Genomic DNA, 19,468 nt, shown 5'->3' with positions numbered 1-19,468 from the left:
TATGAGTCATCACGTCCAGAATGTCAACAGGTATCCTATTGGACGCACCTGAGGATGAAAGCGGACACGTCCATATGGGCAAGGTCTATTGGACGGAGCTGCTATCGTTGGCGCGGCCCTGCCGTTTTGCCCCGAGATTCTCAATGTCCTTGAGAGCAGAGATGAGGCGCGGTCCGACGTCCATGGCCCATACGGCCGCGCCAGCATCCGTTTCCTTTGTGTGAACTGCACGATTCAGGATGGGTAACAAATCTAACAATACCCCCGCTTCGTTCGGATTTAGGGTACCTACGCTCTGTAACCTCGCAATCAATTCGGGAAGGGGAAGAGGCCGGCCCCGAGAAGGAAGCACCCCGCCATGTTGAGCTAGCGCACGGACCACCTGCTCTATTTCGATCCGAAGTCCGGCAAGGGCTAACACTGGGTCGCGAGGAAATATTTCCTGGTAAGCAGCGCCGGTATGCTCCTCCGGTCCAATCTCTAAAAGTCCGGCTTCTTCGGCCTTCTCCGTGATCGCGTCGAGCTGCTCTCTAAGTTCAAACTTGAAGCCTCCCGGCAGCTCAAACGATTTTACTATCGTCAGTAAATAGGGCGCTGCGACGATCAAGAGCATCCCCAATGCAACAGCGCTCAGCGGCTTAACAAATGTATCGAACAGGAAAAGCAGAGCAGCCACCGAGATAACTGTGTGCTGTGGTTCCTTAAGCCATCGCCAAGAGAGCAAGCCAAAGCTCCGGAGGCGGCCCAATAAGCCTCTCTGTTCGGTAGCCGATTGGGGGCGCGTAGAAAATTGCTCGGCCATTTACGTAAGCGCTTTCATTCGGTTGGGCCTCAGGCGGCACGGGGGGAAAGCTCTCGCCGCTGCCACGTAGATGGGGTCTTACACGGGAGACCCCTGGGTAGTCGAGGAGACCATCTAGGTCTCTTGGGTGACCTTGCCTCCTCGGGGTGGGACCTGGGGTACGGCTTGGGCCGGGAATCTGGGGTTTCCCCGTCAGAGGCAGGTTATTACCCCGATGCGCTTTCAGCCTCCGCAAGGCTTCCGGCCTTATCGATAAGCTCCCAGAAACTCTCGGTGGGGAAGTACCGAGCATCACCGCCACCGAAAGTTGTCACCCAGACAGTACGAAGCAGCCCCCGGTTCGTCAGTTCCGCAAGACAGAGCGAAATTCGTTGGCCATCGAGGGCTACACCTCCTTGCTGCTCAGTGCCGTTAGATGGGTCCCAAAGGGCGTTGAGGACAAAAGATTGCTGGTCTCGCGCTACATCTTGTTGCCGCACCCAGGCTGCCACCGAGGCGATAACCTGAAGCTCTTCCTTTGACATTGCTTCCAGTCGTCGCGCCATGCGGGCGAAGTTACCTGCGTCCGGCAGTTTCTCTCCCAGTTCGCCTACGATGAACGCCGCGAGAACCTTCAAGGTGCGCTCATACTCACCCTGCTTGGCAGCCTCCATGAATCGGTAGGCCATCGGCACGAACTCCGCAGCCTGTTCATCTGAGAGCGCATCAAGGTCTCCTTCCTTCAAAGCCTGGATGAGTATCCGCTGAGGGCGCTCAATGAACTTGTCGATAGCGTAAGACAGAAAGGGTGCGGCAAGGGCGGCCGCAGGAAACCACAAGGCGGCCAACGCCGCACCGATCCCAGTGGTGAGCTTTGCGATATCGGCGGCGCCTGGCTTGGGACTGGGGAGACCTTTGATCATCAGCGGGGATTCCCTCGGGTGGTGGCGCTCTTCGCCTACCACAAACCCGGCTAGCCCACACGGGGGGAAAGCCGCGCCGCTGCTACGTGGATGGGGTCTTACATGGGTGACCCCCGGGTAGTTCGGCCCGCGCTAAGATGTCTAGGTGGGGCACGGGGGGAAACTCAAAGCTCTGCCTGTGAGGATGGGGCCTTGAATGGGCGACCCTGGGATAGTTTGGGAGGCTAGGCTGATATCGTACCTTGGTGGAATGTCATCCGCCAAATCCCCTCGGGCGATAGCCGCCAGATTGAACTGCGGAGGGTTTTGCGCCGGCTAGCGTCGCCCGCAAGATGTCTCACGGCAACATAGGTTAGAAGTGCAGCCCCTTCGCTCAACAGCCTTACGGATAGATCCTCGATTGTTCGTCCAATGGCAGGACCCTCTCGTTCTGCTGACAGGCTCACAATGACCATAGCCTTGTCGTAAATGTTGCCCGAACTGCCGAACTCCATGAAATCATCGGAGAGCATGCGATCCACGGCTACGGGATCTCCCCGCACGCTCGCATCCAAGAGTTGCCTCTCTAGGCTTTCGAGAAGGGCGACGGTCTCTTCTGTCATGGCGCTACGACCTCTCAGTTCCGCAGGGCATCCGGCCCGCACCAATGCAGCCGCTTCTCCATGTGAGCCTCGGAGCCGGCCTTGTAAGGAACCGCAAGATCCTCGCGGACCAACTGCATGCCGGCATTGAGTCCGCCCGGGCTGCCGATCCTCAGAGACGCCAAAGTCCGCCCATAGATGTCCCTCTTGCCCTTTGGGTCCCGCTCAATGAAGACCCGCTTGCCCCGGATGAGTTGGGCTAGTGGTGAAAACCTGACACTTGGTACCCGACGACAACGGCCGCATTGGGTGGACTGCAGACATGGCCGCCCCGCCGATTTGCAGACAATCCGGTGCAGCCACTCGCAAGCAGATTACGCTCAAGAAGTTCAGTTGGTTTGAGCAACTGTTCCCCAGCCGTCGTACGTAACGCCGAAGGTGAGTTCCAAAGTCAGCGCATCGACGGCGACACATGCGCCTCCCCACGGCCCCTTGCGTGGTAACAAATATAGAAATAATCAAGCTGTCAAACCGCATGCTAGCCCAATCCAGCTTATGTTAGACTAGATGTCACAGGTCAGTTTCAGGAAAATCAAATCTGGCGACGAGCGGCACGTTGGCTGGTCCGGCCTACAAAGGTATCGCAATGTCGCGTATGTTTCTGATCTCCTGGCCGTTAGACATGGACAACTAGGAAATAATCCCAATATCAAGAAGCAGGCGACACAGATCCGATTTTGCCTTCAGCAAGCATCCGATTATCGCATAGCCGCCGAAGCAGTGTCGATTTCTACGAAGCCCCTGTTACTCTATTATAGTGCAATGAGCTTAGCATTAGCTGAGATCCTCCTGAAACAATCGGGTGAAAGTAGCCTAGATAGAGCACGGGAGCAGCATCGACACCATGGCTTGCTTTTTGGCGTGAGGGACCCGCGAGGCGTCGCCCCTAACAGGCCGATCGAAGGGGCATCGGAGCTCTTTGCGGTACCCGCAAAGCACGGGAACAAAAGGCACGGGACATTTGAGCTTTGGCACCGCACCGCGAGCGAAAGTCCCTTGGGTGGGCGCATTGTGGAAAAGACGACTAACGGGGACACTAACGATGTTGGTGCCATCTTTGCGCCCGACAAGAAGCGCCGCCCACTGTTTCCTGAAGAAGGCGCTTCATTGCTAGATTGCATGCTAAGCCTTCCGAGAATGCGTGACTTCGTGCAGTCTTATGGCTTGACGCATCGTTCGGCGAGAACAACCCTATCGCTCATCCGAAATCACATAGAAAGATTCAATCTCCTGACGGTAATATTTCATCCCGAACTCACAGAAATTCTGGAACAGGTTTATTCTCAGATAACATGCGCCCCTTCTGACGTGTCAAAAATAAATATTCATGAATTTTCGAGCGGGTGTCGCCTAACTTTTCGTCCCGACGAACTCGGCAATATTGCTACCTACACTTTCCCAGGCGGCGTAACAAACGGTGAAGACGAGACATTGTTTTTTGCGGACCCGAAAATTTCGAATGAGTTTGGTCTTATATACGTGGCCTTATTTATCGCGGGCAACTATGCAAGATATTACCCGGATAAATGGATGTCCGAGGTGGAGCGATCGTCGGGGCTTGCCCTCGGCGTTCAAGAGCTTTGTCGTGTAAGCGAAGACAGAATGGCGCTGCTGACGCTGAGTGAATTTTCAGGGACTTATTACGTCACTGAGTGAGGGCGACCTGTGTAACACCACCGGCATACAAAGTTACCCTGCCTCTTGAAATTCCCCATACATTTCAATACTCATCGGCTTTATAGGCGCAATCCTCTTCTGGGCACCAGTTTCCAAAAGGCTCGACGCGGCTGACAGCCCGTCGGGCCTTTTGCTTTTGGGGTGCCGGTCGGTCGGGGAGAGCGACTGATTGCCTGCTCCGAACCGCACCCAAACCGCCACGATCGAGCACATCGCCACACCAATTCCTGCCGAGACGTCGATGCGGCGAACACCTCCGATCGAGGTGGCTGTTCGCCGTCGCCTCAGCTCCGGGCTGCGGTGCCTTCAGCCGAAGCCACGGCTTTGCCAAGGCGGCCAGCAGATGGCAGGAAGAATCCCACGCGAAAATCTGGGTGGTTCCCAAGACGGTAACAACAGGCCAGTGCGCCGCTCGCTTCATCGCACTTCGGCCAATTTCAACCGCGCCTCCAAGGCCGCGTGCGCCTCCTTACGTTCGCTATATCGATTGGTGAGGTAGGGCGAGATGCCACGAGTCAACAGCGTGAACTTGACCAGTTCCTCCATCACATCCACCACCCGGTCATAGTACGAGGATGGCTTCATCCTGCCTTCCGGCGTGAACTCCTCATATGCCTTGGCGACCGACGATTGGTTGGGGATGGTGAGCATCCGCATCCATCGGCCGAGCACCCGCATCTGGTTGACCGCATTGAATGACTGCGAACCGCCCGATACTTGCATGACGGCAAGGGTCTTGCCTTGGGTCGGACGGACCGCCCCGATGGAAAGCGGTATCCAATCGATCTGCGCCTTCATGATGCCCGTCATTGCGCCGTGACGCTCGGGACTGCACCAGACCTGCCCCTCGGACCACGCAGACAGATCTCTTAGCTCTTGGACCTTCGGATGGTCAGCGGGCGCGGCATCCGGCAGGGGCAGCCCTTCGGGATCGAATATGCGGATTTCGGCTCCGAATGCTTCCAGAAGACAGGCGGCCTCACGGGTCAGAAGGCGGCTGTAGGAACGCTGACGCAAAGAGCCGTAGAGCATCAAGATGCGCGGTGGATGGCTTGGCGAAGGGCTTTGCAAAGCGGAAAAGTCGGGGACTTCAAAGGCCGATGGAACAACACTGGGCAGGTCAGGCAACACGATGTCCCTCGCTGTCGATCACCACCTCGCCATCCTCCTTCACAAAGGGACCGATGTCAGGATTCGGCAAGATATCTAGGACGGCTTCCGACGGACGGCACAGCTTGGTGCCTTTGGGCGTCTCGACAATCGGACGATTGATCAGAATGGGATGCAACAGCATCTGGTCGACGAGTTGCGCATCCGTCCATTTGGAGTCGGATAGCCCAAGCTCCGCATAGGGCGTGCCCTTCTCCCTGAGCACGGCCCGCACAGGAATGCCCATGGCAGCGATGAGACCTTGCAGCCGCTCCCGGCTCGGTGGGTTCCTCAAGTACTCGATAACAATCGGCTCTTCGCCGCTCTGGCGGATCATCGCCAGCGTGTTGCGAGAGGTTCCGCAATCGGGATTGTGGTAGATCGTAATGGTCATGATTGGCTCTCTTGGATCGGACGTTGAGCGGTAACCGGCGCGCGCACGAGCCAGCCCATCAGCACCAGGGCGAGGGCCGCGCCGATCAATTCGGCCAGGATGAAACCCGGCACGTCGAGCGGTCGGATACCCGCAAAGGTGTTGGTGAGCGAGCGCGCTATGGCGACAGCGGGATTTGCGAATGACGTGGAGGCCGTGAACCAATACGCGGCGGTGATGTAGAGCCCCACCAGCCAGGGGACGGACTGCCGCTCAAAGCGAAGGCCAGCCAATATCGTGGTCACCAGCCCGAACGTCGCCACTGCTTCTGAAAACCACTGCCCACCGCCCGTACGTACCTTCAGCGAGGTTTCGAGCAACGGCAATGCGAACATGAGATGCGTGGCCCATGTCCCGATGATGCCACCGAGGATCTGCGCGAGCACATAGAGCCCTGCATCACGTGCACCGATTTCGCCCCGGAGAGCGAAGACAAGGGAGACCGCCGGATTGAAATGTGCACCGGAGAACGGGCCGAAGATTTTGATCAGCACCACAAGGACGGCCCCAGTCGCCAGGGTGTTCGCGAGTAAGGCAATTGCGGCGTCACGCGCCAGCGACTCAGCCATTATCCCCGAGCCCACGACCGTGGCGACCAGGAACGCGCTGCCAAGGAATTCAGCCACCAGTCGTCGAGATAGGTCGGCCTTCATTGCTTCAGCGCCTTCCACATTATCGTCGCGCTGGCCGGGCAAAGGCCTGCCGCTTGCTTTGTCTGGAGGATTGACGCAGGAACGTCGTCACGCGTCACCACGGCGAACCCCTGCGAGGCGAAGAAAGCTTGCGCTGCGGTGGTTAAGAGGTACGCGCGAAATGCCCCGGCTGCGCGAGCATCGTCCAGCAGCTTCCGGACGATTTCTCGTCCCCGCCCGTACCCTTGCATACCGGGAAGCACGACGATGGAGCGCAGAAGGACATCGGTGCCGTGAGCCTCGAAGCCCCCAAATCCGATGACGCGGCCGGTCCTTTCATCGAAGCGGAAAAAAGTTCGCCCCGCCTCGGCGATGTCATCGGCAGGCAGTCCGGCATGAGAGAGTGCCGCCGCCAGTTCGACGATATCGCCATCGGTCAAAGGGGTGCTGATCAGTCCGGTCATCAGACAACCAGGCCCCGGCGAACCGTCGTACCCCCAATCTGTCCAATCTCCCGCAAGCGTGGACCCAACACAGACTGATCGAGGGTCGCGATGGGAGGACTTAGAAAGAGCGTGATGCGATTTTTCAGGTAGAGCAGTGCGGTGACGAAAGCTCGTCTCTTCCCAAGTGCGAGCACGGCGAAGGGATTGACCTGCCCCTTTGGCTGGCTGCCGGCTGAGAACGCATTGAAGCGGCCAGCGCCCTCCTTGCGCAGAACACTCTCGGCCAGGATGGATCGAGCACTGTTGCCTGTGCAGAGGAACAGCACGTTGTAGATGCGTACGGGTGCAGCCGGGTCAGCCATGGATGGCTTTCTTCGTCGGTTTGCAGCAGTCGGACAGAGATGCGACCGCCGGATTGCAGACTTCCGGATGACCTTGGCAGCAGTCGCGCATCAGGAATTCCACCAAGGCAGAAAGAGCGGGGTAGGCGGCGGTGTAGACGATGGAACGGCCTTCGCGCCGAGACGCAACGAGGCCGGCCGCCTCAAGGTGGCTGAGGTGGAAGGACATGCGCGAGGACGACGCTCCGTCCATCGCTTCACCGATTGAACCCGCCGACATTCCCTCAGGCCCAGCCACAACCAACTGTTTGACGATGCGGAGGCGTGTCTCCTGCGAGAGCGCCGCAAAGGCATCGAGCGCTTGCTTTTCGTTCATTAATGTCTCAACATCTCAATAGTTATTGAGATGTTGGATACACGAAGATGAATGCTCCCGCCAGTCCCCATTCCATCGAATTTCGTGGCGACGCCTCGCTGGGCGCGGTGCTAATCGCCCTCCAATCCCATTTCACCAAGGCCTTGGTGCTTCACTACGCAGGGAGAACGATACGGCCCGGCTATCACGTGACAGAGGTAAAAGCGGGCTCGTTCGTCACCCTAGACTGCGGCGGCAACCCCGATGCTTGGCAGGAGACCATCCTCCAGGTGGAAGACTTGGGGCCAGACGGAACGCGGGACTACATGTCGGCCGGCAAATTCGCAGGCATCCTCGAACAGGTGCAGCGACGGATTGCTCTCGACAGCACTGCACGCCTCACCTTTGAAATCGGAACACCGGAAGTCCCCATGCAAGTGTTCGACGTCAACACACTGGACATCGGCTCGGACCGTGTAGAGTTGCGGCTTGCCGCGAGAGCCGCCACCTGTAAGCCGCGCCACCGGGCCGCCATTCCGGCTGCAACGACCAAGTGCTGCGCGCCGGGCTCTGATAGGACGGCGTGTTGCGCTTAGCGTGCGGCGCCGCCCCTTGCGCTTGATACAAAACTGCTACAAAAAACACCGCCAAAAAGCACTAAGCTATTGATTTTTGAAGATAAAATACTGGATTCCTTCAATCCTCTTCCAGGCACGAGTTTCCAGAAAGGCCCGCTGCAACACCGTCGAGTTCAGAACCCGAAGGTCATGGCTCCGGCACCACCGGGACTTACCGTCACTCCCTTGGGACTGGCGCATCCGGCGACGAGGCCACACACCAGCAACAGCATAAGCAAAACCCGCATGGCCAATCATCTCCGCCGAATATGCTCCCTCGAACGCTAAGGCATCGTGGCGAAAAGGCAAATGACCTTGAAACCAGCCCGGCAGGCCACATGAGACATCCGCTGGCAGGCATCGGCGGAGCCGGCTATGATCGCAGGAGGGAACCGCGACGGCGGTACGGCGTTCGTCAAGAGCGGACTTGGGCGGGTAGCTTCGGAGAGGCGGCATGCGTGGATTGATCTCGTTGCTGGTCGTGGTCTATCTCGTCGGCGTCGGCGTGGAACTGGCGCCCGTCGTGCAGGCGCAATGGAACAGCGGCACGGCCGCCGAGTTCGCCTCCAGCGTCGCGCAGGCCCTTCCCGACGCGATGGCCTGGCCGGCCAAGGTCATTCGCAACCTGACGAACCGCGGCTGATCACGAGCGGGGAAACCCAAATTCCCCGTCACGGCTGCTTGAAGGTGGTTCGGCCAGCCGATATCCCTCGGCAATGGTCAAGCGCATCGCCCGCCGGATTGGATATCTCGTCGTCGCCCTGCCTGGCCTTGCCGCCTTCTTCATCCTCGTCGCCTTCGCCTTTGCCCTGCTTCCGGCTCGAGGCCGCGGGCAGTCGGCGGAGGGCGAGCCTCCCCTCTATCTGTGTGCTTCTCTCGCCCATGCCGACATCGTGATGCCGGGCAGCGATCCCCTGGTGGACTGGGGAAGACTGTTCCCGGAAGTGGCGACGCCCAGCCTGCCGCCGCAAGCCTATCTCGCCTTTGGATGGGGGGATCTGACATTCTTTCGGGAAACACCGAGTTGGGGAGACTTGAAGGTCTCCACCGCAATCTCCGCGCTGGCGGGCCAGCACGAAACGGCGCTGCGCATCGTGGCGGTCAATCCACCGAAGGACAGGCCGGATTGCCTGACGCTTCGGGTCGACCGGGCCGGACGTCGGGCGCTGATCGCGCATATCGAGGCGACGCTTCGGCTCGACGCCGCCGACAGGCCGCAATGGAGACCCGGCGGAGCGGGACTGGAGGCGTATTATCTCGCCAAGGGCCGCTACAGCCCGCTGCGCACATGCAACCAGTGGGCGGCCGAGGGCCTCGCCGCGGCGGGCTTGCCGCACGCCCTGTTCGCCCCGTTCAGCTTCTCCGTGACATGGCCGCTGTCCGCGCTGGAAATTCCCTGAAACCGAAACCGGCGTTCGAGAGCTTCGACAACCTCCGCAGCATCGGGGAACAAGGACGGGCGAGATCGCCAATATTGGAGCCACTCCATCCTAGCTGCGAAGGGTGGTTTCATTTTTGTATTCCCTAGAGGCAAACATTCCGCAGCTTTGAAACAAAAAATAAATCTGGCTGTCATATTGCAATGCAATATGCTCCTCGTGCCTTTTTTCTCAATCCTCGGGCGGTCTTATCTTTGCCAAAATCGATGGCGAGGACTATGGTGCGCCTCCAGCCACATACGAGGAACGACATGGCCATCAACCTTCCCAGCCTCGTCTCCCAACTGATTACGCCTGATCTCATCAATCGGGTTGCGACGGCGGTCGGCATCGATCCCGCCCTCGCCCAGAAACTGGTCGGTGCGGCGATCCCGGCCGTTCTGGGCGCCTTCGCCAGCGAAGCCTCCGATCCCGAGGGAGCCAAGTCGATCTCGGACCTGATCTCAAATCAGGACCCGAACATGCTCGACAACCTGATCGCGGGCGTGAACAGCGGCAACGCCAGCGCCCTCGCGGGCGGCACCGGCGTGCTCGGTTCGCTGCTCGGCCCCGAAGGCCTCGGCCAGCTCGCTTCCGTTGTCGGCCAGGCCACAGGTGCCCCGCAGCAGGCGGCAAACGCGGTTCTCGGTCTCGTCGGTCCCGCCGTGGTCGGCGCCATCAGCAACCAGCCTCCCGAGAACTGGCAGGACGGTGCGGCAGTCGCCAATCTCTTCGAGGGAGAGAAGAAGGCCATTGCCTCGGCTCTCCCCGCGAGCCTCGCCGCAGCGCTCAACGACAGCGGCTTCCTGCAGGGTTTCGAAAGTTCGGTGACGGGCGCCTTCAAGACGACGACCTCGACGCTGGGCTCCGCCGCGGGCGCCGCCACGTCCACTCTCGGGTCCGCCGCCTCGACCCTCGGTTCCGCCGCCTCGACGCTCGACCCCAGGCCGACGCCCGGTCCCGCGCCGCAGCCGAAACCGACGCCCGTGTTCCCTCCACCCGCCCAGTCCGGTGGCGGCATGAACTGGCTCTACATCATCATCGCCCTCGTCATCGTGGCCGGCATCGCCTGGTATGTCTGGCACAAGCGCCAGGAAGCCGCGCCGGCGGCTCCCGCCACTTCCGGCCAGATCGAGATGACCGTTTCGCCCCGCATGGTGGGATGAGGCAGACACGAAAAAGGGCGGCAGGGCTATCGAAGCCCGCCGCCCCCCGCCCCGCCGGCAAGCGAGGCAACTACTCGTTGGACGAGCCGCCGGCATTGCTTCGGCGGCTCTTCTTTTTCAGTGCAGCGACACCGGGACCAGTTCCTGCTCCCAGGCATTCGCGACCGCGCCCTCGGCCGAATCCGAGATCATGATCGGCGTACCGTCGGCGGCGTTGAGCGTGAAGAGCTTCAGTCCGGGGCGGATCTCGCCGAGCTGCGGATAGAGCTTCATGGCGTCCTCCGACATGATCGGCTTGACATAGGCGACATGGCCCGCGCCCAGCGCGGCCAGCATTTCAGGGGTAGGCACAGCAGTCTTGTCGTTCCGGATCATGGGACCCTCCTGAACGTTGAATTGGATGAAAGGGGACGTGAGATCGTCAGTCCCGCACCGCAATGTCGATGCGCTTGGCGACCCGCTCGGGTTCCGGGCGAATGAGATCGACCGATAGCAGCCCGTTCTTCAGGTCTGCGCCCATCACTTCCATGCCATCGGCCAGAAGGAAGGTGCGCTGGAACTGGCGGGCGGCAATGCCGCGGTGAAGATAGACCCGCGACTTGTCGTCGACCTGTCGCCCCCGGATGACGAGCTGGTTCTCCTCGACCGATACATCGAGCTCCTCGCGGCTGAAGCCGGCGACGGCGAGCGTGATGCGCAACCTCTCGGGAGGGCGGTCGCAAGAGCCGACACGTTCGATGTTATAGGGCGGATAGCCGTCGTTGGCGGCTTTGGCAACCCTGTCCAAGGCTCGTTCGATTTCGTCGAAGCCGAGCAGGAAGGGCGAGTTCAGAGTAGGTACGCGTGACATATCAAAGCCCTCGCAGGAAGCGACTTTGCGGGTGAGGACCCTGACGGCATCCCCTGTCCCGGCATTCCGGAACAAACTCAATATGGGCAAGTGCACGCGGCTTTCAAGAGGCGGCCGGATTGCTTGCTGTTAATAGTCGCACACGCCCCTTCATTCTCCGATGCGATGATGCGCGATGGATCACGGGACCGCCATACGGTCCGGAAGAGGAGACTCGAATGCGTATCGCCGGGTGGCTGGCTGCAGCCGTCGTCATCGTCCATGGAGACTTCTCACCGGCCTGGGCCGGCCCCGCCTGCTCCCCAACCGCCGCACCGCTGCTCTCGGTAACGGCAGCGGCAAGCGCGCTGCAGCAGGCCGGCGCGAAGCGCGACGACATGGACACGGATGTCGGCGTGGACGAACGCAAGGCGCTGCAGGCCTTCAAGCAGGCCTTGGTCGAAGGCGTGGAGCAGCGCATGACCTGTGCCTCCCCCGATGCCCAGGCAGCCGAGCTGGAGAGCGATCTCGCCACCGCCCTGTCGGCGACGCCGGCTTCGAAACCCCTCCCGGAAAGCGGCATCGCCCCGGGCTTCGGACAGGAGTTGCGCATCGGCGCGGGCAGCAATGCGGCCCATCCCGGCCTGCTGCTGGTGCAGCTCGGCTTCGCCATCCCCTGCGGCGACGACAACATGCTGCTGGGCTACAGGGTCGAGAACGACAGGTGGACACGAGTGCTGCGCTGGCAGAGCGAGGACTACGACAGCATCTCAGGCGCTTTCGGTGCCCCCTTCGAAGTGCTGTCGCTCACAGGCGGCCAGGTGGCGGTCGTCCATGGCACGCCGTGGTGCACCTCGACCTGGAGCCGGCTGGGCCTCGATCTCCTGCAGCCGGCGCAAGCGGAGATGCCGCAGAAGGTGCTTTACCACCTCGACCATGGCTACAAGTCCGACGAGGACGTCTCCCTGGCGGCACGGCCCGGCGGCTTCGAACTGCGGGCCGAGGTCGGCATGCTCGATACCGATCTGCTGACCCGGCAGGGCATCTTCCGCTATCGAACCGAAGGCGGCACGGTGAAGCGCATCCAACCCGCCGCCCGCAATGGGCGCGATTTCGTCGACGAGTGGCTGCAGGTGGAAGAGCCCCTGGCCCGCGCCTGGAGCGATCCGGCGGCAGCATCCCGGATCATGCAGGCGCGGGCCAGCCTGATGAAGGACAAGCCGTCGTCCAGCTACGGCCCGGTACGCGCCTGCAAGGACAGGGCCAGGCAGTATCAGGTGGAGATCGGCCTGGGTGACTCCGGCGCGGACCTCCGCCGCTACGCCTTGCTGCGGCAGGAGGCCAACGGGTTCACAGTGCTCGGCTTTGGAAGCAAGGCGGATCCGGCCTGCAAGGGGCCGGACCTGATGCGGCAATGATCCCGCGAAAGGCGCCCCGAAGCTTTCCCCTCGACCGCTCCTATCGTACCGACAGCCCGGGCGGGTGGCGATAGGTCCACTCGGCCCACAACGAGATGACGACCGTGAGGGCACCAACGCCCCAGTGCATGCGGGTGGCCGGGACGTCGGCGATGAAGCGAAGTACCCAGGGCGCTGCGATCAGCCACGCTCCCAGGACCAGCGTGACCCATTCCTCCCACTGCCTGGTTTCGGACAGGGAGGCGGAGGCGACATAGGCCAGGAGCACGGCGACCACGCCGGCATTCCACTTGGCGGTTTCAAGATGGGCAAAGCCCAGCAGCCATGGCGACATGAATAGCACGAACGCCAGCAGCAGCAGGATGAGGTCCTGGAACCTCTTGCCGCGAAAAATAAGGGGAAACATCGCATACTCCTTCGCAGTCCCAGCGGCGCTCCTCAGGTCGGGGGCCAGCGCTGCCATCTGCTGGAAATTTATATCGTAGTACGATATAAATTTCCAGCTCGGAAAGGCCGTTCGCCGAATTGTGAAGGGGACGTCCATTCGTGCCCGGCCCAACCAGCGCCGCGGCTGAGTTTCCGCTTGCCACCGCCGCCACAGGCGAGGCAGGAACGAGGCCATGATTCCTCCCGGCCTCATCATCGCCGCCCCCCGTTCGGGCTCCGGAAAAACCACACTCGTCCTCGGGCTCCTGAGGGCGCTCGCCCGCCGCGACATCGCCGTCCAGCCGATGAAATGCGGGCCGGACTATATCGATCCCGGCTTCCATGCCGCGGCTGCCGGCCGCATCAGCTACAATCTGGACAGTTGGGCCATGCGTCCGGCGCTCCTCGACACCCTGGTCGCGCAGGCGAGCCACGGGGCCGACCTGTTCATCGGCGAAGCGCTGATGGGCCTGTTCGACGGAGTCGCCTCCCCCGGGGCCAGCGGAGACGGCTCTTCTTCCGGCATCGCCGCACGACAGAACTGGCCGGTGCTGCTGGTTCTCGACATTTCGGGCCAGTCCCAGTCGGCCGGGGCGGTCGCCAGGGGATTCGCCGGTTTCCGCCCCGACGTGCGCATTGCCGGCGTGGTGCTCAACAAGGTGGCGAGCTCCCGCCACGAAGCGCTGGCCCGAAAGGGCATCGAGGAGGCCGGCCTGCCGATCGTCGGCGCCCTGCCCCGGCAGGCCGACCTCGTCCTGCCCGAACGCCATCTCGGCCTGGTCCAGGCGGAGGAGACGGCCGAACTCGACAAGCGGCTCGACGCCCTCGCCGATTTCGTCGAGTCCCACTGCGACATCGGGGCCATCCTCTCCCTGGCGAACGCGACGGTGGTGCCCGCCGAGGCGGACGATACCGGCCTGAAGCCTCCGGGCCAGCGCATCGCCCTGGCCCGGGACGCCGCCTTCTCGTTCATCTATCCCCACCTTGTTGCCGGCTGGCGGCGCCAGGGCGCGGAGATCCTGCCCTTCTCGCCCCTGGCCGACGAAGGCCCATCCGAGGATGCCGACGTCGCCTGGCTGCCCGGGGGGTACCCGGAACTGCACGGCGCCCGACTCGCCACCAACACGAAGTTCCGGCGCTCGCTGCGCCTTTTTGCCGAGACGCGGCCGGTCCATGGCGAGTGCGGCGGCTACATGGTGCTCGGCAACGTGCTGACGGATGCCGAGGGCACGGCTCATCGCATGACCGGCCTGCTCGACCTCGAAACCAGCTTCGCAAAGCGAAAGATGAACCTCGGCTATCGGTTGGCGGAGCTGAAGGAGGATTGCGTGCTCGGCCCGCGTGGCGGCAGCGTGCGCGGACATGAGTTCCACTATTCCACCACCGTCCGCAACGGCGACGTGCCGCTCTTCGAGGTGAGCGATGCCAACGGCAGCTCGCTGGGTTCCCTCGGCGGGCGGCGCGGCAGGGTGACCGGATCCTTCTTCCACGTCATCGACAGAGTTTAGGTGGTTTCCTTCCGGACCGTAACGACACCGCCTGGACGCATTCGTCGTCAGGGGCCCGCGATCCACCGCCGGCCTCAACCCGCAAAGCCTCCTTCCTCCAGGAAGCGCCGCTCCTCCGGCGTGGTGCCGCGCCCCAGGATGGCGTTGCGATGCGGAAATCGGCCAAAGCGGCGGATGATGTCGCGATGGCCCTCGGCATGTTCGGCGTTGTCCGATCCCAACGCTCGATTCAGGGTAACCGATCGCTCCTGGTCTGCCAGATCCTCCGAGTGCGCGAAGGGCAAGTAGAAGAAGAGCCTGAGATCCTTGCCGACCTTCCGGTCCTGCCCCGCGTCGATCGCCGCGGCGGCCGAGGCGCGAGCCGGCAAGTCTGTCGCATACATGCGGGGCTCGCCGCGAAAGCAGTTGCGCGGGAACTGGTCGAGCAGGAGGATCAGGGCAAGCGCGCCGACCGGCGAATCCGCCCATGCCGCGAGCCTTCCAGCCGCCGCGGCCTCGTGCCAGCCGATGAACCGCTCGCGGAAGGACTGGTCGAAGGCCGGATCCTTCTCGAACCAGCGCTTCGGCCCCGCGTCCCGCCAGAAATCCACGACCGCTTTGGCCTCGGCCGGCGCCTTGGCGCGTCGTCCACGGAAGAGGAAGCCCATGATCATGCCGTTCTCCATGGAGGCGGAAAAGCCATCTCCCCGCAAAGGACGTTGAGAGAGGCGCCCCTCCGGCCTCCCGGGGGCGGATCGCTTGGGGCATACCACGGTGTCCGCCCACGAAGGCATTGAACAATCGGTCTTTGCCAGTCACATTAGCCGCAGGGAGATATGACCTTGTCCGCCGTGACGCCTTCGACTGCCAGTACCGAACTCGCCCAGCTCAACGATCGCTCGCGCGAGATCTTCCGCCAGATCGTCGATTCCTACCTTACAACCGGCGAGCCTGTCGGTTCACGCAACATTTCCCGTCTGCTGCCGACGTCCCTGTCTCCCGCCTCCGTGCGCAACGTCATGCAGGACCTGGAGATGCTCGGCCTGATCCAGGCGCCGCACACCAGCGCCGGGCGCCTGCCGACCGAACTCGGGCTGCGATTCTTCGTCGACGCCATGCTGGAGTTCGGCGACCTCGCCGCGCAGGACCGCGCCCAGATCGATGCGCAGATTCGCGCCGGCGCACCTTCGCGAACGCTGGAAAGCGTGCTCACGGATGCATCCAGCATGCTGTCCGGCCTGTCGCGCGGCGCCGGGGTCGTCGTCACCGCCAAGCGCGACCAGCGCCTCAAACATATCGAATTCGTCCGCCTGGAGCCGACGCAGGCGCTGGTGATCCTAGTGTCCGAGGACGGCGCCGTGGAGAACCGCGTGATCGCCGTGCCGATCGGCCTGCCGACCTCGGCGCTCGTGGAAGCCTCCAACTATCTGAACGCCCGCTCGCGGGGGAGGACACTGGAAGACCTGCGCCGCGAGATGAGCACGGCGCTCGACGCCGGGCGCGCCGAACTCGACGACCTCACCGCCAAGCTGATCGCTGCGGGGCTGGCGAGCTGGGGCGGCGGGGCCGCCGACATGCCGCAGCAGTTGATCGTGCGTGGCCAGGCAAATCTCCTCGAAGACCTGCATGCCGCCGAGGATCTGGAGCGCATTCGCCTGCTCTTCGCCGACATCGAGGCGAAGAAGGATCTGATCGACCTCCTGGGCCGCGCCGAGGCCGGCGACGGCGTGCGCATCTTCATCGGCTCGGAGAACAAGCTCTTCTCGCTTTCCGGCTCCTCGATGATCGCGGCCCCCTTCCGCGACGCCAGCCAGAAGATCGTGGGCGTGCTCGGCGTGATCGGCCCGACCAGGCTCAACTATGCGCGCGTGGTGCCGATGGTGGACTACACGGCGAAGGTGGTGGGAAAACTGCTGAACGGGTAGCCGCGGGCATCCTGTCCGCTCTGCCTCGGCCCGGTTTGTTTCAGGGGCCGACAGGATGTCCACGCTCCCAGCGATCCTCCCTGGGCGTCACCGCAAAATGAGCCCGGTAGGATCGCGAAAGGCAGGAAGCGGAGGAATAGCCGCAGGCCATCGCCACTTCCATCACGCTCATGTCGGTCTGGCGCAGGAGCTGCCGCGCCCGCTCCAGGCGAAGGCGCAGATAGTAGTTTGCCGGCGAGTCCCTGAGCTGCGACCTGAAGAGCCGTTCGAGCTGCCTCGCCGAAACCCCCGAGAGTGCCGCCAGCCTCTTCGCATCGAGCGGCGTCTCCAGATTGGCCTCCATGGCAGCCACCACGCGGATCAGCTTGCCGTTGCCGACGCCGAGCCGCTTGGGCAGGCTCATGCGCTGGCGGTCGTGCCTGTCTCGCAGCCGGTCATGGATGAACTGCTCGGACACCGCCACCGCCAGAGCCTGGCCATGCTTGCGTGCGATCATGTCGAGCATGAGGTCGAGCGCCGCCGTGCCGCCCGCGCAGGTAAAGTGCTTGCCGCAGACCTCGAACAGCGCCTCGCTGATCTCGATGTCCGGATAGGCCTCGGCGAAGCCGGGCGCCGCCTCCCAATGCATGGTGACGCGTCCGCCGCTGAGCAGCCCGGCGGCGGCGAGAATGGTCGCACCCGTATCGAGCGCGCCGATCTCCGTCCCGCGGCGGGCGAGGCGGCGCAGGGCCGCCAGCATCGCCTTGCTCATGTGCTGCTCCGGCTCGAAACTGGAGCAGACGATCAGGGTGGGAATGTCGGACAGCGCCGGGAGTGCCCCCTCTACCGGGATGGGCCACCCGTTGGAGGCCTTCACGGGCTGCCCGTCCATCGACCAGGCGCGCCAGTCGAACAATTGCCGCCCGGCAAGCCGGTTGGCGACGCGCAGCGGCTCTACGGCAGCCGAGAAGGCCATCATGGAGAATTGCGGCACCAGCAGGAAACCGATCGGCTCGGGGCCCGGACCCGGATGCGGCTTGAACATGGAAATCCCCGGCTACGCGGACGTTTAGAGCGTTCTGTGTTCTGGCGGAATCGGCAAAACGCAAAGACGCGTCGAAAAACAAAGAGCTGGAGAAAAGCGGCGTTTCTGCCTAAACGCGTTTTGCTCTAGCGCCCCTTACCTAGCTTCCGAGCGCAACGTTTCCAAGAGGCGCAGGAAATCTGAAGCGCAGGCTTCAAGGGAGAGCGCGCCAAGCACGGAGCGGCAGTCTCCGGCTGCCATCTTCCTTTCCCGTAAAACGCCTCGTCTCCAAGGGTGGCGGTCGGAGATCGCCACTCCGGGCCAGCGCCTATCCTCCCGGCCGGAAGGCCTTGCATATCGCCGGGTCGGTCTCCAGCCGCGGCCCCTCGATCAGGTCGATGCAGTAGGGAATGGCCGGGAAGACCGCCATCAGGCATTGGCGGATCGAGGCGGGCTTGCCGGGCAGGTTGACGATCAGCGCACCGCCGCGAATGCCGGCGGTCTGTCGCGACAGGATGGCCGTCGGCACATATTTGAGGCTCTCCTGGCGCATCAGCTCGCCGAAGCCCGGCATCATCTTGGTGCAGACGGCCTCCGTGGCCTCGGGCGTGACGTCGCGCCGCGCCGGGCCGGTGCCGCCGGTCGTGCAGATCAGGCAGCAGCCTTCCTGGTCCGCCAGCTCGACCAGCGTCCTCTCGATGAGCGCCTGCTCATCGGCGATCACTCGCACCACCGCCTCCCATGGCGAGGTCAGCACCTCCGCCATGAAGGCGGAAATCGCCGGACCGCTCTTGTCCTCGTATATACCCGCGCTCGCACGGTCGGAGACGGTCAGAATACCGATCTTCGCTGTCATGGCTCACCCCACTGGCGCGACGTCGACGGATACGCGCAATGTATGCCCCGCCGAGGCGACCACAACCCCATCGACCGGAGCGACATCGGCATAGTCGCGGCCCATCGCCACGCGTACATGATCCTCGCCCGCCAGAACGGCGTTCGTGGGATCGAGATCCACCCAGCCCAGGCCGCTCCCACACCAGACCGATACCCAGGCATGGGTCGCATCGGCTCCCACCAGCCGCTCCCGGCCCGGCGGTGGATGGGTGCGCAAATAGCCGGAGACATAGGCGGCGGGAATGCCGATCGAGCGCAGCCCCGCCACCATCCAATGAGCGAAATCCTGGCAGACGCCATGGCGCTCGCGCGCAACGACGTCGAGCGGCGTCGAGATGTCGGTCGCGAGCGGGTCATAGACGAAATCGGCGTGAATACGCTTCATCATGTCGATGGCGCCGTCGAGCACCGGCCGCCCCGGCTCGAAGGAGGTCCGCGCATACCCGCTGGCCTGCGCCAGCAGCGGTACGAAGCGAGAAGCGAAGAGATAGTGTGCCGGAGCTCTCCCGCCGAGATCGGGCACCAGCAGAGCTTCCTCGCGCACGTCCTGCCAGGACGGCGTGAGCAAGGCGTGCGGCGGCTCCGCCGGCTTCACGTCGATGCGGACCCGCGATTCGAAACGATGGCGCAACGCCGCCCCCGCAAAGCGGACATGCGAGGTGCGGTTGCCGAAAAAATCCACCGTCTCGACGTTTTCGAGCGGCTTGGGCGTGATCGTCAGCGTGGACGAGAAGACGCGCTGGTTGCCTTCGGTCACCGGCTGCAGATGCAGCGTGCACCGCGCCGCCGAGACCTCGGTACGATAGATGTAGGTCGTGGTGTGACGGATGACGTAGAGCAAGGGGTGATCCTGGGGGCGGGGACGTCCTCGTCCACTCTTCCTTTGTCATGAATGCAGCGCTGA

Annotated in this window: 24 protein-coding genes; 8 read left to right on the top strand and 16 right to left on the bottom strand. The window is 62.7% G+C overall.

The genetic code is table 11. From position 1 onward, the window contains the following. Positions 1 to 85: 85 nt before the first annotated feature. From AC6H34_RS13625 to AC6H34_RS13615, 3 genes are all read right to left on the bottom strand, one after another. On the bottom strand, positions 86 to 676 hold the full coding sequence (locus tag AC6H34_RS13625; RefSeq protein WP_497539136.1) for a hypothetical protein: 591 nt from the start codon (positions 674 to 676) through the stop codon (positions 86 to 88). A 332-nt stretch (positions 677 to 1,008) separates the two neighbouring features. Beyond that, positions 1,009 to 1,704, bottom strand: a complete 696-nt coding sequence (locus AC6H34_RS13620) for a hypothetical protein (RefSeq protein ID WP_497539135.1) — start codon at positions 1,702 to 1,704, stop codon at positions 1,009 to 1,011. 224 nt (positions 1,705 to 1,928) lie between these two features. After that, positions 1,929 to 2,306: a nuclear transport factor 2 family protein gene (locus AC6H34_RS13615; RefSeq protein WP_497539134.1), complete on the bottom strand. Its 378-nt coding sequence runs from the start codon at positions 2,304 to 2,306 to the stop codon at positions 1,929 to 1,931. 546 nt (positions 2,307 to 2,852) lie between these two features. On the opposite strand from AC6H34_RS13615, the gene AC6H34_RS13610 reads away from it, so the two are divergent. Then, positions 2,853 to 4,001, top strand: coding sequence for a YaaC family protein (locus AC6H34_RS13610; protein ID WP_497539133.1), 1,149 nt, complete (start codon positions 2,853 to 2,855; stop codon positions 3,999 to 4,001). A gap of 438 nt (positions 4,002 to 4,439) precedes the next feature. Here AC6H34_RS13610 and arsH read toward each other — a convergent pair whose 3' ends face one another. Genes arsH through AC6H34_RS13580 form a run of 6 tightly spaced genes read right to left on the bottom strand, consistent with a single transcriptional unit; the run spans position 4,440 to position 7,399 of the window. Beyond that, entirely contained in the window at positions 4,440 to 5,150 is a 711-nt protein-coding gene (gene arsH / locus AC6H34_RS13605; RefSeq protein WP_448149449.1) for an arsenical resistance protein ArsH, read from the bottom strand. Continuing rightward, positions 5,143 to 5,565: an arsenate reductase (glutaredoxin) gene (arsC, locus tag AC6H34_RS13600; protein ID WP_497539132.1), complete on the bottom strand. Its 423-nt coding sequence runs from the start codon at positions 5,563 to 5,565 to the stop codon at positions 5,143 to 5,145. Before arsC ends, arsH begins: the two co-directional genes overlap by 8 nt. Continuing rightward, the gene (locus AC6H34_RS13595) at positions 5,562 to 6,257 is read right to left on the bottom strand and encodes an aquaporin (RefSeq protein ID WP_497539131.1); all 696 of its coding nucleotides are present in this window, start codon (positions 6,255 to 6,257) and stop codon (positions 5,562 to 5,564) included. The genes arsC and AC6H34_RS13595 overlap by 4 nt, the downstream gene beginning before the upstream one ends. Continuing rightward, the gene (gene arsN2, locus AC6H34_RS13590) at positions 6,254 to 6,700 is read right to left on the bottom strand and encodes an arsenic resistance N-acetyltransferase ArsN2 (protein WP_497539130.1); all 447 of its coding nucleotides are present in this window, start codon (positions 6,698 to 6,700) and stop codon (positions 6,254 to 6,256) included. Before arsN2 ends, AC6H34_RS13595 begins: the two co-directional genes overlap by 4 nt. Next, entirely contained in the window at positions 6,700 to 7,044 is a 345-nt protein-coding gene (locus AC6H34_RS13585) for an arsenate reductase/protein-tyrosine-phosphatase family protein (protein ID WP_497539129.1), read from the bottom strand. Before AC6H34_RS13585 ends, arsN2 begins: the two co-directional genes overlap by 1 nt. Next, positions 7,037 to 7,399 (bottom strand): ArsR/SmtB family transcription factor, encoded by a 363-nt coding sequence (locus AC6H34_RS13580; RefSeq protein WP_497539128.1) that lies wholly within the window; start codon positions 7,397 to 7,399, stop codon positions 7,037 to 7,039. The genes AC6H34_RS13585 and AC6H34_RS13580 overlap by 8 nt, the downstream gene beginning before the upstream one ends. A gap of 47 nt (positions 7,400 to 7,446) precedes the next feature. On the opposite strand from AC6H34_RS13580, the gene AC6H34_RS13575 reads away from it, so the two are divergent. The 4 genes from AC6H34_RS13575 (at position 7,447) to AC6H34_RS13560 (ending at position 10,579) form a co-directional block, all read left to right on the top strand. Then, positions 7,447 to 7,974 carry a DUF6428 family protein gene (locus AC6H34_RS13575; protein WP_497539127.1) on the top strand — a complete coding sequence of 176 codons (528 nt, stop codon included), beginning with the start codon at positions 7,447 to 7,449 and terminating at the stop codon, positions 7,972 to 7,974. 475 nt (positions 7,975 to 8,449) lie between these two features. Further along, on the top strand, positions 8,450 to 8,638 hold the full coding sequence (locus tag AC6H34_RS13570; RefSeq protein WP_448149456.1) for a hypothetical protein: 189 nt from the start codon (positions 8,450 to 8,452) through the stop codon (positions 8,636 to 8,638). Between the two features lie 73 nt (positions 8,639 to 8,711). Further along, positions 8,712 to 9,395 carry a DUF2459 domain-containing protein gene (locus AC6H34_RS13565; RefSeq protein WP_497539126.1) on the top strand — a complete coding sequence of 228 codons (684 nt, stop codon included), beginning with the start codon at positions 8,712 to 8,714 and terminating at the stop codon, positions 9,393 to 9,395. 290 nt (positions 9,396 to 9,685) lie between these two features. Then, complete coding sequence (locus tag AC6H34_RS13560) at positions 9,686 to 10,579, top strand: DUF937 domain-containing protein (RefSeq protein ID WP_497539125.1); 894 nt, start codon at positions 9,686 to 9,688, stop codon at positions 10,577 to 10,579. 117 nt (positions 10,580 to 10,696) lie between these two features. Here the strand turns inward: AC6H34_RS13560 and AC6H34_RS13555 are convergent, their stop codons facing one another. Both AC6H34_RS13555 and AC6H34_RS13550 read right to left on the bottom strand, forming a co-directional pair. Next, complete coding sequence (locus AC6H34_RS13555; RefSeq protein WP_448149459.1) at positions 10,697 to 10,954, bottom strand: BQ00720 family protein; 258 nt, start codon at positions 10,952 to 10,954, stop codon at positions 10,697 to 10,699. A 46-nt stretch (positions 10,955 to 11,000) separates the two neighbouring features. After that, positions 11,001 to 11,429 carry an Hsp20 family protein gene (locus AC6H34_RS13550; protein WP_448149460.1) on the bottom strand — a complete coding sequence of 143 codons (429 nt, stop codon included), beginning with the start codon at positions 11,427 to 11,429 and terminating at the stop codon, positions 11,001 to 11,003. 218 nt (positions 11,430 to 11,647) lie between these two features. Between AC6H34_RS13550 and AC6H34_RS13545 the strand changes: the two genes are divergently transcribed. Beyond that, a complete protein-coding gene (locus AC6H34_RS13545; RefSeq protein WP_497539124.1) occupies positions 11,648 to 12,826 on the top strand; it encodes a hypothetical protein in 1,179 nt (392 codons plus the stop codon). A gap of 40 nt (positions 12,827 to 12,866) precedes the next feature. On the opposite strand, the gene AC6H34_RS13540 is transcribed toward AC6H34_RS13545, so the two are convergent. Continuing rightward, a complete protein-coding gene (locus tag AC6H34_RS13540) occupies positions 12,867 to 13,232 on the bottom strand; it encodes an SPW repeat protein (RefSeq protein ID WP_497539123.1) in 366 nt (121 codons plus the stop codon). Between the two features lie 214 nt (positions 13,233 to 13,446). On the opposite strand from AC6H34_RS13540, the gene AC6H34_RS13535 reads away from it, so the two are divergent. Next, positions 13,447 to 14,760: a cobyrinic acid a,c-diamide synthase CobB gene (locus AC6H34_RS13535; RefSeq protein WP_497539122.1), complete on the top strand. Its 1,314-nt coding sequence runs from the start codon at positions 13,447 to 13,449 to the stop codon at positions 14,758 to 14,760. Positions 14,761 to 14,834: 74 nt separating this feature from the next. On the opposite strand, the gene AC6H34_RS13530 is transcribed toward AC6H34_RS13535, so the two are convergent. Next, positions 14,835 to 15,413, bottom strand: a complete 579-nt coding sequence (locus AC6H34_RS13530) for a DUF924 family protein (RefSeq protein WP_497539121.1) — start codon at positions 15,411 to 15,413, stop codon at positions 14,835 to 14,837. A 162-nt stretch (positions 15,414 to 15,575) separates the two neighbouring features. On the opposite strand from AC6H34_RS13530, the gene hrcA reads away from it, so the two are divergent. Continuing rightward, positions 15,576 to 16,664, top strand: coding sequence for a heat-inducible transcriptional repressor HrcA (gene hrcA / locus AC6H34_RS13525; protein ID WP_448149465.1), 1,089 nt, complete (start codon positions 15,576 to 15,578; stop codon positions 16,662 to 16,664). 40 nt (positions 16,665 to 16,704) lie between these two features. On the opposite strand, the gene AC6H34_RS13520 is transcribed toward hrcA, so the two are convergent. From AC6H34_RS13520 to AC6H34_RS13510, 3 genes are all read right to left on the bottom strand, one after another. Continuing rightward, on the bottom strand, positions 16,705 to 17,688 hold the full coding sequence (locus AC6H34_RS13520) for a GlxA family transcriptional regulator (protein WP_448149466.1): 984 nt from the start codon (positions 17,686 to 17,688) through the stop codon (positions 16,705 to 16,707). Between the two features lie 307 nt (positions 17,689 to 17,995). Continuing rightward, entirely contained in the window at positions 17,996 to 18,523 is a 528-nt protein-coding gene (gene mog, locus AC6H34_RS13515) for a molybdopterin adenylyltransferase (protein ID WP_448149467.1), read from the bottom strand. Between the two features lie 3 nt (positions 18,524 to 18,526). Further along, entirely contained in the window at positions 18,527 to 19,405 is an 879-nt protein-coding gene (locus tag AC6H34_RS13510; RefSeq protein WP_448149468.1) for a transglutaminase family protein, read from the bottom strand. Between the last annotated feature and the right edge of the window lie 63 nt (positions 19,406 to 19,468).

The sequence above is a fragment of the Labrys sp. ALF-8 genome (assembly GCF_059699065.1).
Note: the sequence above shows the minus strand (reverse complement) of the source record. Positions and strands in the feature narration are given on the sequence as shown.

Bases quoted from the DNA above. Each gene is read 5' to 3' on its own strand.
- AC6H34_RS13620 (WP_497539135.1), bottom strand. From the start codon at position 1,704: ATGATCAAAGGTCTCCCCAGTCCCAAGCCAGGCGCCGCCGATATCGCA.
- AC6H34_RS13615 (WP_497539134.1), bottom strand. From the start codon at position 2,306: ATGACAGAAGAGACCGTCGCCCTTCTCGAAAGCCTAGAGAGGCAACTC.
- AC6H34_RS13610 (WP_497539133.1), top strand. From the start codon at position 2,853: ATGTCACAGGTCAGTTTCAGGAAAATCAAATCTGGCGACGAGCGGCAC.
- arsC (WP_497539132.1), bottom strand. From the start codon at position 5,565: ATGACCATTACGATCTACCACAATCCCGATTGCGGAACCTCTCGCAAC.
- AC6H34_RS13595 (WP_497539131.1), bottom strand. From the start codon at position 6,257: ATGAAGGCCGACCTATCTCGACGACTGGTGGCTGAATTCCTTGGCAGC.
- arsN2 (WP_497539130.1), bottom strand. From the start codon at position 6,700: ATGACCGGACTGATCAGCACCCCTTTGACCGATGGCGATATCGTCGAA.
- AC6H34_RS13585 (WP_497539129.1), bottom strand. From the start codon at position 7,044: ATGGCTGACCCGGCTGCACCCGTACGCATCTACAACGTGCTGTTCCTC.
- AC6H34_RS13580 (WP_497539128.1), bottom strand. From the start codon at position 7,399: ATGAACGAAAAGCAAGCGCTCGATGCCTTTGCGGCGCTCTCGCAGGAG.
- AC6H34_RS13575 (WP_497539127.1), top strand. From the start codon at position 7,447: ATGAATGCTCCCGCCAGTCCCCATTCCATCGAATTTCGTGGCGACGCC.
- AC6H34_RS13570 (WP_448149456.1), top strand. From the start codon at position 8,450: ATGCGTGGATTGATCTCGTTGCTGGTCGTGGTCTATCTCGTCGGCGTC.
- AC6H34_RS13565 (WP_497539126.1), top strand. From the start codon at position 8,712: ATGGTCAAGCGCATCGCCCGCCGGATTGGATATCTCGTCGTCGCCCTG.
- AC6H34_RS13560 (WP_497539125.1), top strand. From the start codon at position 9,686: ATGGCCATCAACCTTCCCAGCCTCGTCTCCCAACTGATTACGCCTGAT.
- AC6H34_RS13555 (WP_448149459.1), bottom strand. From the start codon at position 10,954: ATGATCCGGAACGACAAGACTGCTGTGCCTACCCCTGAAATGCTGGCC.
- AC6H34_RS13550 (WP_448149460.1), bottom strand. From the start codon at position 11,429: ATGTCACGCGTACCTACTCTGAACTCGCCCTTCCTGCTCGGCTTCGAC.
- AC6H34_RS13545 (WP_497539124.1), top strand. From the start codon at position 11,648: ATGCGTATCGCCGGGTGGCTGGCTGCAGCCGTCGTCATCGTCCATGGA.
- AC6H34_RS13540 (WP_497539123.1), bottom strand. From the start codon at position 13,232: ATGTTTCCCCTTATTTTTCGCGGCAAGAGGTTCCAGGACCTCATCCTG.
- AC6H34_RS13535 (WP_497539122.1), top strand. From the start codon at position 13,447: ATGATTCCTCCCGGCCTCATCATCGCCGCCCCCCGTTCGGGCTCCGGA.
- AC6H34_RS13530 (WP_497539121.1), bottom strand. From the start codon at position 15,413: ATGATCATGGGCTTCCTCTTCCGTGGACGACGCGCCAAGGCGCCGGCC.
- hrcA (WP_448149465.1), top strand. From the start codon at position 15,576: ATGACCTTGTCCGCCGTGACGCCTTCGACTGCCAGTACCGAACTCGCC.
- AC6H34_RS13520 (WP_448149466.1), bottom strand. From the start codon at position 17,688: ATGTTCAAGCCGCATCCGGGTCCGGGCCCCGAGCCGATCGGTTTCCTG.
- mog (WP_448149467.1), bottom strand. From the start codon at position 18,523: ATGACAGCGAAGATCGGTATTCTGACCGTCTCCGACCGTGCGAGCGCG.